Annotated in this window: 8 protein-coding genes and 1 pseudogene; 2 read left to right on the forward strand and 7 right to left on the reverse strand. The window is 44.2% G+C overall.

Annotation, left to right across the window (positions count from 1 at the left end):
* Nucleotides 1-95: 95 nt before the first annotated feature.
* The 4 genes from trxB to uvrA form a co-directional block, all read right to left on the reverse strand.
* Nucleotides 96-1,019: a thioredoxin-disulfide reductase gene (gene trxB, locus C1712_RS07525; RefSeq protein WP_102268147.1), complete on the reverse strand. Its 924-nt coding sequence runs from the start codon at nucleotides 1,017-1,019 to the stop codon at nucleotides 96-98.
* Nucleotides 995-2,479 (reverse strand): prolipoprotein diacylglyceryl transferase, encoded by a 1,485-nt coding sequence (gene lgt, locus C1712_RS07530; protein WP_425436001.1) that lies wholly within the window; start codon nucleotides 2,477-2,479, stop codon nucleotides 995-997. The genes trxB and lgt overlap by 25 nt, the downstream gene beginning before the upstream one ends.
* Before the next feature lie 56 nt (nucleotides 2,480-2,535).
* Entirely contained in the window at nucleotides 2,536-3,480 is a 945-nt protein-coding gene (gene hprK, locus C1712_RS07535; protein WP_102268149.1) for an HPr(Ser) kinase/phosphatase, read from the reverse strand.
* A gap of 64 nt (nucleotides 3,481-3,544) precedes the next feature.
* On the reverse strand, nucleotides 3,545-6,361 hold the full coding sequence (gene uvrA / locus C1712_RS07540) for an excinuclease ABC subunit UvrA (protein ID WP_102268151.1): 2,817 nt from the start codon (nucleotides 6,359-6,361) through the stop codon (nucleotides 3,545-3,547).
* Between the two features lie 469 nt (nucleotides 6,362-6,830).
* On the opposite strand from uvrA, the pseudogene C1712_RS13255 reads away from it, so the two are divergent.
* Nucleotides 6,831-7,260 (forward strand): annotated as a pseudogene (locus C1712_RS13255) (pyridoxamine 5'-phosphate oxidase family protein).
* A 94-nt stretch (nucleotides 7,261-7,354) separates the two neighbouring features.
* Entirely contained in the window at nucleotides 7,355-8,659 is a 1,305-nt protein-coding gene (locus C1712_RS07550; RefSeq protein WP_102268153.1) for an MATE family efflux transporter, read from the forward strand.
* A 431-nt stretch (nucleotides 8,660-9,090) separates the two neighbouring features.
* Here C1712_RS07550 and C1712_RS07555 read toward each other — a convergent pair whose 3' ends face one another.
* From C1712_RS07555 to C1712_RS07565, 3 genes are all read right to left on the reverse strand, one after another.
* On the reverse strand, nucleotides 9,091-10,419 hold the full coding sequence (locus tag C1712_RS07555; protein ID WP_102268155.1) for an ATP-binding protein: 1,329 nt from the start codon (nucleotides 10,417-10,419) through the stop codon (nucleotides 9,091-9,093).
* Between the two features lie 299 nt (nucleotides 10,420-10,718).
* The gene (locus tag C1712_RS07560) at nucleotides 10,719-11,069 is read right to left on the reverse strand and encodes a hypothetical protein (protein ID WP_102268157.1); all 351 of its coding nucleotides are present in this window, start codon (nucleotides 11,067-11,069) and stop codon (nucleotides 10,719-10,721) included.
* Between the two features lie 86 nt (nucleotides 11,070-11,155).
* On the reverse strand, nucleotides 11,156-11,419 hold the full coding sequence (locus C1712_RS07565) for a ParB N-terminal domain-containing protein (RefSeq protein ID WP_102268159.1): 264 nt from the start codon (nucleotides 11,417-11,419) through the stop codon (nucleotides 11,156-11,158).

Raw genomic sequence — 11,419 nt, forward strand, 5'->3', positions numbered from 1 at the left:
TTCCTGCCGCCTGTCCATCATATCCGCAAAGAAACGTATTTTTCCTAACCTTTTATGAAAACACGTATCGCATCTAAAAAAGCCGGTTTCCCGGCTTAAATTCCTTTGATCTGATGAAATGCGTGCTGTGCCGCGATCGCTCCATCGCTTACCGCCGTTACGACCTGCCGCAAGTTTTTGGCACATACATCGCCTGCACCATACAAGCCCTTCACTTTCGTTTCTTTGTTGGCATCGGTAAGCAGATAGCCGTTTTCATCACACACGCCGAGTTCTTTCACAAACTCCGTAACCGGGTCTAATCCGATATAAGGGAAAATGCCCGCTACTTCCAAAGTATGCTTTTCATGCGTATCCACATCTTCATATACCAGCGCGCTGACTCTGTTTCCATCATCGATCACTTCACTTGGTACGACTTTACGCAATACCTGAATATTGTCATATTTCGCCAATTCTTCCTGAATGATCGTATCGGCACGGAACACATCACGGCGTATCAGCAAATACACTTTTTTTGCCATCTGGGCCAAATACATCGCTTCCTCCAGCGCCGAATTGCCGCCGCCGATGACCGCGACCTCTTTCCCTTTGAAAAAAGCGCCGTCACATACCGCACAAAAGGAAATGCCTTTGCCGATATTCGCTTCTTCATTGGGAATGTGCATCATGCGCTCTCTTGTTCCGGTTGCCACGATGACCGCTTTGGCCTCATAGCTCGTGCCGTCTTCGCAAATCACTTTTTTCCATTCGCCATGATCTTCTACTTGTACGACATTTCCATACAGATAAGCGGCCCCAAAGGCTGTGGAATGTTCAAACATCTCATAAGCCAGCTGTGCGCCCGGTGTTTCCTTGATCCCCGGCCAGTTGGCGATCTCCGCTGTTTTCAACAGCTTGCCGCCCGGTGCACCGGCTTCGATCATTGCGGTCGTCAAACCTGCCCGGCTGCCGTAAATCGCCGCCGTCATACCTGCCGGCCCGGCACCGATCACTAATAAATCGTACGATCTTCCCATTCTCGATCCTCCTTTACCAGTTCGATCAGTTCTTCCATGTGATGAATCAATGCACACGGTTTGCTTTGTGTCAATTCCGCTTCCTTCGCCTCATCAAATACACAAGCTACCGAGAAGCCGCCCATGTTTTTCGCCGCCTGCACATCAGACGCACTGTCGCCGACATAGATCACATTGTCATGCCCGCGATATAATGCCTTACATGCTTCTAAAATACCGCTTGGATCAGGCTTTGGCTCTTTGATCTCCTCACAGCCGATGATGACCGGGAAATACTCCTCTAAGCCAAATTTCTCCAGCCCCATCGCCACCGTATGCTTCGTCTTATTCGATACCACCGCCATCGCATAGCCGTTGCTCCGCAGATAATCCAGCGTTTCTTTTACGCCCGCAAATTCCTTCACGTAGCGATCATGCTCACGATGGTTGTATTCTCGATAGCAGGCAATCAGTTCATCGCTCATGCTCACATCGAAATAACGCGCAAACGACTGCTTCAGCGTCGGTCCTAAAAAAGACTGCAGTTCTTCTTCACTCAGCGTATGATCCGGTTTATACTGTGCAAACACATGGCGGAACGACTGAAAGATCAATTCTTTCGTATCCACCAAAGTACCATCCAGATCGAAGAGCACGACCGGTTTTTCCTTGCGCCATGGATAGAACTTCGCAAACATTTTGTTCCATACACCTAATATACCACAAACCCCGAACAAAACGCCAATGACAGACACTGCCTGCGCCACTCGAATACCGCCAAACATCAAGGAATCGGTACGCAGTCCTTCTACGAAAAAGCGCACCATGCCATACCACGCGATATAAGCATACGCCAGATCCCCGCGTTTCTTGCGTCCATATTTGCGATACACAAACATGATCAAGATAAAGCCGATGAGGTTGCCGATCCCTTCATACAAAAACGTCGGCATATGATAATGACCGCTGATATACATCTGGTCTTTGATAAAAGCCGGAAAATGATCGAAATACGATTCCGGTACGATTTCCCCAAACGCTTCCTGATTCATAAAGTTGCCCCAGCGGCCGATCACCTGTGCCAACATCACATGAGGCAGCGCCACATCTGCGACACGCAAGCCATCTACGCCATGCCTGCGGAAATAAAACCAGCCGAATCCGATCGCCGCCAATAAGCCGCCGTGAATCGCCAGACCGCCTTCCCAAACATAGAATACCTTGACCCAATTATCCGCATACTGTTCCCACTCAAACAGGACGTACCAGATCCTGGCACCGATGATCGCAATCGGAAACATCATCAAGAAATAGTTTTCAAAGATCTCATCGTCATAGCCCCATTTGCGAAAGATGCGCAGACTTAACAGATATGCCAAAAAAGCGCCGGTCAAGATCAAGACCGCATACCAGGTAATACTGAGACTACCAAATGACACAAATGTTTTCATATCGGGAAAAAACGCCAAATCAAAATTCATATGCCTCATCCTCTCTATCATAAAAAGCAGTTCACGTTGCTCATGAACCGCTTTGCTTAACGTGCTGTTTTCGCATTCTCTGCGATATATTCCAGAACCCGCGCCTCAAATTCCTTCGCACTGTTCATTCCCATTTCACTCAAGGTAAAATTGGTAACGGCAGATTCGATGATCACCGCCATCGAACGTCCTTCACGCACCGGAATGACCAGTTTCGGTATCTGGATATCCAAGATGTCCTCATATTTCTTTTCTTCGATTCCCACTCGGTCATAATCCGCACGATCATTCCACTTTTCCAGGTACACCTCAAAATCAATATCGACATTAGGCAATACATAACTGGCGCCAAACATTCGCGATACATTGATGATCCCGATACCGCGGATCTCCAGCATCCCCTGCAGTAACTGCGGCGAACGACCATTGATATGGTTATGCACCCGATAGCAGTCGACCCGATCATCCGCCACCAGCATATGGCCGCGGCGGATCAGCTCCAAGGCAATCTCGCTTTTTCCCATTCCGCTGGTTCCGCGGATCAAGACCCCTTTGCCATAGATGCTCATCAAAACGCCATGTACGCAGATCGCCGGCGCAAGTACCTCATCCAAATACGTGATCATCATGATGATCAAACGAAAGGTCGGCAGCGTCGAACGAAAGATCGGGAAGTTTTTTGCCTTTGCGATCTCCATTAAGATGGGCGGACACTGATGCCCTTTTGAGATCACCAGTCCCGGCGTGTTGTCATGCGTGATAAAATCAAATGAAATACGCTGTTTTTCTTCACTCATCGTTGCAATATAAGCGATTTCCTTATCGCCTAGTACAACGATTCGCTTCGCCTGTGAATAATCGAAAAAGCCGGCCAGCTCCAACCCGGGACGATTGGTGTCCGCAATGACGATCTCACGATCCAAACTGCGCTCATCTCCGCACAGCTGTTCAAACTGAAACTTCTCCTGTAAGCATCTGACACTCGCTGTTTTTTCTTCCATAGCAGTTCCTTTCCATCTCGTTACTATGATTACAGACTACACTGAAATTAGTCTGAAACTACGATCATTTCTTTAATACCTTCTGTAAATACTGACCCGTATAAGAGGCTTTCACCTGCGCAATTTCCTCCGGTGTTCCGCAGGCGACGATATTGCCGCCTTCATCTCCGCCCTCCGGACCAATATCAATAATATAATCTGCACATTTGATAATGTCAAGATTATGCTCGATCACGATGACCGTATCGCCGTTATCCACAATGCGCTGCAATACCTCTAACAGCTTTGCCACATCGGCGGTATGCAAGCCCGTCGTCGGTTCATCTAGCAGAAACAGCGTTTTCCCGGTCGCCTTCTTCTGCAGCTCACTGGCAAGCTTCACTCGCTGTGCTTCGCCGCCGGATAAGGTGGTAGCGCTCTGTCCTAATTTGATATAGCCTAATCCGACATCTTTTAAGATCTGCAGTTTATGTTTGATCTTATGTACACTGGAAAAGAAGGAAATTCCTTCTTCCACGCTCATTTCCAGTACATCGTAAATATTTTTCCCTTTATAAGTAACCTGCAATGTCTCTTCATTATAGCGTTTTCCGCCGCATTCCTCGCAAGGTACGAATACATCCGGCAAAAAGTGCATGGAAATACGCAGGATCCCATCACCCTGACACGCTTCACAGCGGCCGCCTTTCACATTGAAGGAAAAACGCCCTTTTTCATAACCGCGCATTTTTGCTTCCGGCGTTTGCGCAAACAGATCGCGGATATCGTCAAATACACCGGTATAAGTTGCCGGATTGGAACGCGGCGTACGGCCGATCGGATCTTGGGAAATATCAATGATCTTATCAATATGCTCTAAGCCTTTGATCTTTTTATGCTTGCCCGGCTTGATTCGCACTCTGCCCAGCGCATGCGCAACGCCTTTGGAAAGCACTTCTGTGACCAAAGAGGATTTTCCGCTGCCGCTTACCCCGGTTACGACCGTAAAGGTGCCAAGGGGAATCGTCGCATTGACATGTTTTAAGTTGTTCTCATAAGCGTCAACGATCTGTAACTTCTTGCCGTTGCCTTTGCGGCGGTCTTTCGGCACTTCAATGCGTTTGCGCCCAGACAGATAAGCGCCGGTGATCGAATGTTCATTCGCCATCACTTCTTCCGGTGTACCTGCCGCTACCACTTCTCCGCCATGCACGCCGGCACCCGGTCCGATGTCAATGATATAATCGCTGGCACGCATCGTGTCCTCATCATGTTCTACTACGATCAAGGAGTTGCCTAAATCACGCATATTTTTCAAAGAGTTGATCAAGCGGTCATTATCGCGCTGATGCAAGCCGATGCTTGGTTCATCTAGCACATACAGCACTCCGCTTAAATGCGAACCGATCTGCGTAGCCAAACGAATACGCTGCGCTTCACCGCCTGATAACGTGCCGGCTAAACGATCCAGCGTCAAATATGCCAGCCCTACATCATTTAAGAAGCTCAGACGCTCCTTGATTTCCTTTAAGATCAATCGCGCAATATCCGTCTGCTGCTTCGTTAATTGCAGTTCCTCCATAAACTGCAAAGCCTGCTTGACCGACATCTGCGTCCATTCATAAATATTCTTGCCGCCGACATACACTGCCAATGCCTGTTCATTCAAGCGTTTCCCGCCGCAGTCAGGACATGGCGCTTCCGCTAAAAAGCTCGCATACCACTCTCTTGCCATCGACGAGGTCGTTTCCAGATGGCGGCGTTCGATCAGCGTACAAACACCTTCGATCACTTCATATTTATCCATATAGCCGGAACGTGTCCTGATCTGATAGCGGATCGGCTCATCCGCACCATATAAAATATAGCGCATTTCTTTTTTGCTGAGCTCCTTGATCGGCTTATCCAGATCGATCTGATAATGCTCGCAAAGCGCACGAAACCGCTGCCATTCGATATTGTCCTTGGCAATGATGTTTTTATAATACGTGATGCCGCCCTCGCGAATGCTGAGCGAACGGTTCGGAATCAGATAATCGACATCCACCTTCATCGTAATCCCAAGCCCCTTGCAGGTCGGACATGCCCCAAACGGCGCATTGAATGAGAACAGCCGCGGTTCCAGCTTCGGAATAGAAAAACCGCAGTATTTACAGGAATAGTTGGAAGAAAACAAGATTTCTTCATCACCATGCACGACTACCGCCAGACCATCTGACAACCGCAGGGCTGTTTCCAGCGAGTCATGCACACGCGAACGATCCTCACTTTTTACGATACGATCCACTACGACATCAATATCATGCTTTTTATTTTTCTCAAGCGCCGGCACATCTTCTAACAGCATCACATCGCCGTCCACTCTGGCGCGCACATACCCTTCCTTTGCCAGTTTTTCTAACAGATCTTTATGCGTTCCTTTTTTTCCATGCACCACCGGCGCCAAAATCATCAGCCGCGCTTTATCCGGCAGTTCCATTACCCGATCTACCATCTGCTTGATCGTCTGGGAAGTGATCGGCTCGTGATGGATCGGACAGTATGGCACCCCGATGCGTGCATAAAGCAAACGCAGGTAGTCATAAATTTCTGTAACCGTTCCTACCGTAGAACGCGGATTATTACTGGTTGTCTTCTGATCGATCGAGATTGCCGGAGAAAGGCCCTCAATACTGTCTACATCCGGTTTCTCACTATTGCCTAAAAACTGCCGGGCATAGGCGCTTAACGATTCCACATAACGCCGCTGTCCTTCCGCATAGATCGTATCAAATGCCAGCGATGTTTTTCCTGATCCCGATACACCTGTCATAATGACAAATTGATCTCTGGGAATCTCTAAATCGATATTCTTCAGGTTGTTTTCTCTTGCTCCTTTTATGGTTATTACATCATGTTTCATAGTATCACCCGCTTTTCTTACATTAGTCTTGCAATATCCGTAACGAATATACGCATACATTATACACAAAAGTAAAAAAAAGTTCTAACTGTTCACACCATTATTTCCCTTTTTTTCATCTACCTGCTTTTATCAAGTGTACCTGTATTCCAAGTTTTATAAAAACGGCTATTCCTATCTGTTTTGTGCATATCGCATATGATGAAAATTACGCTTTCGTCAGAGCCTTTCTCCTTATAGAAGGATCGCCATGGCAAAATAGACAGGCACAGGAAATGTGAGCATGAGTGATTTTTGAAAATCTCTTGACCTTTTTAGGGCTATATGGTATTCTAAGCAAGAATAAGTTTCTGCCGAGAAACGCTTATTTTTGCTCCATTAGGCCATTGAAGGAGTAAGAGTAAGCGTTTATTTTTTATGGATTATGGAGGTCTATATGGTATTTCGAGAAATGAGAAGAAAAAAGTAGGTGCTATCTCAAAAAGAAGTTTAGGATATTTTGCTTAAGGGGACATCTAGTGCGCTTGCCCTTTTAGGCGACAATGATTATCCTTACGCCGTTCCAATCAGTTATGTGTATGACGACGGAAAAATCTATTTTCACAGTGCAAAAAGTGTCGTTTTGTGTGATTGATAAAGATTTAGTTATGCCGGAGGAGTCCACGACTTATTTTAGAAGTGTAATTGCTTTTGGACGAATATGGATAATCTAAGATAATAGCGAAAAGAGAGCAGCGATAGAAAAATTGGCAATCAAATATGCGCCGGAAGATATTGCCGCAAACCGTGATGATGCCATAAGCCGTGAGTGGAAACCTCTTTGTATGTTGGAAATGACAATCGACTATGTTACAGGAAAGGAGGCGATAGAACTTGTAAAAGAAAGGGAAAATAATTAAATAAAATCAGCCCGCCGGGGTTTCATTTTGTTGTGTAGTAGGCCAGCGTTACACAAACGCTAGCCTTTTTTATTTGTTAGGAGGATTGATTATCATGTATGAAGGCAAATCATACACTTTATTTGCCAAATATGCCGTACCGCAAATGATTGGGTTACTGTTCAACTCAGTCTATATGATCGTTGACGGTATATTCATTGGCAATCGACTTGGCCGCGACGCTATGGCAGCCGCAGCCGTTTCTGTTCCGCTCGTCGAAATACTGATTGCATTGTCTATGGCGGTTGCCACAGGTGCGGGAGTTTTGATTTCTGCACATCTCGGTCAGGGTGAGAAAGAAAAAGCACGCCACATTTTTAGCCTTGCTGCACTATGCACGGCTGTTATGGGTCTGCTGATTAGTGTATTGGGAAATATTTTTATACACCCGCTTGCTGAACTCTTAGGCTCAGCTCCGGTTATCCACGACGAAGCAATCAGTTATATGCGGTACATTGTTACCTTTTCCCCATTCCTGCTTTTCAGTTTCTTATTAAGCGGTCTAGTGCGTAATGATAACCGTCCAAAACTTGCCATGTTTGCTCTTATGTTTGGCTCTGTATCAAATATTGTTTTGGACTATGTGTTTATGTATCCCTTAAACATGGGTATTGCCGGTGCAGCGTTGGCTACTGCACTTGGTCCTATTTTCAGCGTTTTAATCATGCTGCCCCATTTTATATTCAAACGCGGAAATTTGTATTTAACAAAGTTCAAATTGAAATGGAAAAATCTCTGTTCTGTTTATGTACTTGGCTTTCCGTCTTTTATTATGGAGTTTACGATTGGCATTATTACCTTTGTGTATAACTTTGCCATTGTGCATTATGGATTTAGGGAAATTGGTCTTGCGGCTTACCTTGTAATTGGTTATTTGATGTTGATTATTTTGACGCTGTTTCTTGGCATGGCGCAGGGCTTGCAACCCGTGTTTAGTTATTTTATGGGAACAGGAGAAGAAAAACGGAGCAAATCTCTGCTTGGCTTTTCCATTAAAGCGTTTTTAGCAATAGGCGTTTTGTGCTATGTCTTGATCGTGTTCTTCTCTCGCGGCTTTTTCTCTATTTTCAATCCGGGAGATATTGAACTGATCAACTTTATGGAGAGTAAAAGTCTGCCTTACTTTTCCGGTTTCTTCCTTGCAGGATTTAATATTTTAATGATTTCCTATTGGCAGGCAAACGAGCGTACAAGTAAAGCCCTTGCGGTATCTCTATCCCGTAGCGTAATATGGCCGCCAATTTTAATTGCCGTTCTTCCGCTGATTTTTGGCAGCGAAGCCGTATGGCTCTGCCATTCTATCAGCGAAGTTATGACGGCGGTTACAGCAGGTGTTTTGATTGTTTTGTTGAAACATTAAGAGACGGAAAGAAAAGGAATAGGTAATTGATTAAATCCGTAATTATTTAATCTTTACTTTATCTACCTTTATTTAATTGTGTTGGATTTTCCGACATCGGGTAATTCAACACCGGAAGCCGGAATGACACACAGAGTTCGTTTCGCGCGAATAGTAATATGAATTGCCATAGTAATGTTACGCGATAGAGGACGAAAAAGCCTAGATTTAAGCGGCTTACAGATACGAAAATATCAAAGGTAAGGGATTTATGCCTTTTCCCTCAAAAATGAGATTCTACTGCGTAACAATGCGGAGATAGAAAAACAGAGAGCCGACCACTTTCAAAATGGTAAGCTCTCTGTTTCTGTTTGCAAACCTGTTTGTCAGCCGTTAAGTTAGTTTACTTGTGATACTTCCTTATCGGTGTTCATCTAATGATGGTCCCTTTTCTATTCTGATTGCAAGATTTGTTTCTCCTGCTCCAACAGAAATTCTACTGTATAAAGAGGAAAGTAGTGAATCTGATGCACTTCGTCATATCCAATATTTTTCTTAGAGAAACGATAGGACTGTTTCGGCTGATATTTTTTCACATAGTTTCTAAAAGAAATAGAAGCAGTATGAACGCCGGCTTTTACTTCGATCGGTGTGATCTCTCCCTCATATTCTACAATAAAGTCAATTTCCGTTGATTGACTAGGTTCATAATAATAACAGGTTTTATGATACTGTGCTAACATCTGTGCCACTACATTTTCATATAGCGCCCCTTGATAAATTCCCATTTCATCATCTAAGATCGCTTTAATATCCCCATCATGCAGCTGTGATAAAAAGAGTCCGCAGTCTGCCATAAAAATCTTAAAAACGGCCAATTCCACCTGGGCCGTGATCGGTTTTGCGATATGAGACAGTCGATTGACTTTAATGATCAACCCACTATCCGCAAGCCATTTCAAACTGGCATCATAGTATCTGGCATTATATCCTTTTTTTACTACACTATATTGGAATTTCTGATTTTCTTTTGCCAGCTGCAATGGAATAGAAGCAAAGCACTCTCGTATTTTCAGTGCGTTCGCTCCATCTGCATATTTCACCATATCCTGTAGATAATCATTGACGATCCCTCTTTGAATACGCAGGCATTCAATATAAGATTTTGTTTCTTTATATTTTTTTACAACTTCCGGCATTCCTCCGACTATTAAATAAGTCTTGAATAACTCATTCATTTTCTCATGTAATACTTCCGGCAGTGGTGTTTTCAAAAACACTGCTTCTTTTAATTGATCCAGCAGCGCTTCGCTGATTCCCATTGCCATTAGAAATTCCATGAAAGACATCGGCTTCATTTCCCATGTTTCTACATAGCGCATCGGATAAGAGGAAGTCCTCGAAATCGCGACGTCTAATAAACTGCCTGAACAGATAATATCACATGGGAATTCTTCTGCCATAAACTTCAAGGCAGTAAGCGCATCCGGGCATGCCTGAATTTCATCCATAAACAATAGTGTCTGCGAATCAAAGCTTTTATCAAGATAAGATAACTGTAAATATTCCAATAGTTCTTTCGGCTTATGGGTCTTTTCAAAGATCCTTTTTAATTCCAAATCTCTTTCAAAATTGATTTCCACCATATCCTGATATGCCGTTCTGGCAAATTCTCTGATGATATACGTTTTCCCTACCTGTCTGGCGCCTTTAATGATCAGTGGCCGTTTATCCGGTTTTTGTTTCCATATTCGCAACTGATTTAGTATTGTTCTTTTCATACCATCACCGTTATCATTATACCACGAATCTTGTTAATATTGCATAAGTTCGATAAAAATATGCACGAATGCATAAAAATATCGATAAAAATATGCATAAACGCATAAATTTATCGATAAAAATATGTATCAATAGATGGTTCTATAAATTTCCCCTGTTTTTGCCGTTGATGGATACCTGTTCTTTTCCGATAACAGCACAGGATTTTCCCAAAAACAACAATCCCTATCTCCTGTACTGCTGAAATCTCTTAAAAACAAGATCCATAACGGAAACAAATAATATCCTATCCTCCAGTTCAATGGAAAGATTCCTTTTGCTTTTGATATTTAACTTTTATTTTCAGAAAAGCATATCCATACCAAATAACAATATAGATCGCAGCACATACGATAAACAGCCATATCCATGCGGTAAAATAAGAACCGATTGCACCCAGTTGTATCAATAAAAATATCCGAAAAAACAGTTTTGCATCCAGCGCCGTCGCATCTTCCCAATATTTTTCCTGCACCTCTTTCGGCAAATCCTCTTTTAATTCATAATCATTGAACAGTGATTCCCAACTCTTCTTTTTGCGCAAGTGAAGCAAGGTGCCAAACACCGCCAATACAAAAAGATCGACAATACCAAAAATGATCCAGTACATAGAACTTCACCTCTGCTTTCATTCTAGCATGCGCCTATGGCAAAGACAAGCGATTGTTTCTCAACAAAAAAGAGGGAAGTTCCCTCCTAATGATGATTCATCAAATGCCAGCTTCCCTGCGTGCGCATGCTGCCGTCGTTTTCAATGAGCGCAGGCACTTCTGTTTCTTTCTTTAACGCTGCCAGCACGCTGAGCCGTTTGTGTCCGTCAAGGCAGACATAACTGTCATTTTGCCAGCGCAAGCGCAAAGGAAAGACAATGCCGATACGCTCCATGCTTTCTGCTAATGCCGTTGGATAAGCGCACTTGGTAAAGATGATCTGACTGCTTGGGATATGATGCACTTTCAT

Source organism: Massilicoli timonensis (assembly GCF_900199515.1).
In the GTDB taxonomy this organism is placed as follows: domain Bacteria; phylum Bacillota_I; class Bacilli_A; order Erysipelotrichales; family Erysipelotrichaceae; genus Massilicoli; species Massilicoli timonensis.